This window comes from Xenorhabdus santafensis (genome assembly GCF_033949405.1).
Classification (GTDB): Bacteria; Pseudomonadota; Gammaproteobacteria; order Enterobacterales; family Enterobacteriaceae; genus Xenorhabdus; species Xenorhabdus santafensis.
In genome coordinates, this window is sequence record NZ_VCDN01000143.1 from 1 (window position 1) to 459 (window position 459).

Here is a 459-nt window from a genome sequence, read left to right on the forward strand (position 1 = left end):
GTATTTGCTGGCGCAACTGTCACGGCTAAAGGCAAACCCTTTCCGTCAGTCAGAAGACTTCTTTTAACGCCCTGTTTTCCTCTGTCTGTTGGATTGCGGCCTGTTTTTTTTTGTTCCGGCAAGCGGGGCTTTCGTCAGACAACCATCCAGGGATAGCTGGCTCCAATCAATCGCCCCCACTTTTTTACTGGCCAATAAGCCATTTTGCCAAAATCGTTCAAACACGCCCGCGGCTTGCCATTCCTGGAAACGGCGATGGGCACTGCTTGAAGAACAAATTCCGGTGGCATTTAAAGCATTCCACTGACATCCGGTCCTCAATACAAAGAAGATAGCATTCATGGCGGCACGGTTATCGACGCGATGACGATGGCATCCTAAAGGATGATGGGTTTTATGTTCAGGCAGTAACGGTTCCATTTTTTGCCAAAGCTCATCGGAAATGAGCCATTGTGATGT

At 48.6% G+C, this 459-nt stretch carries 1 pseudogene; it reads right to left on the bottom strand.

The features are described 5' to 3' along the window. Positions 1 to 459: pseudogene (locus FE392_RS19290) on the bottom strand (IS5 family transposase); the annotation flags it as partial.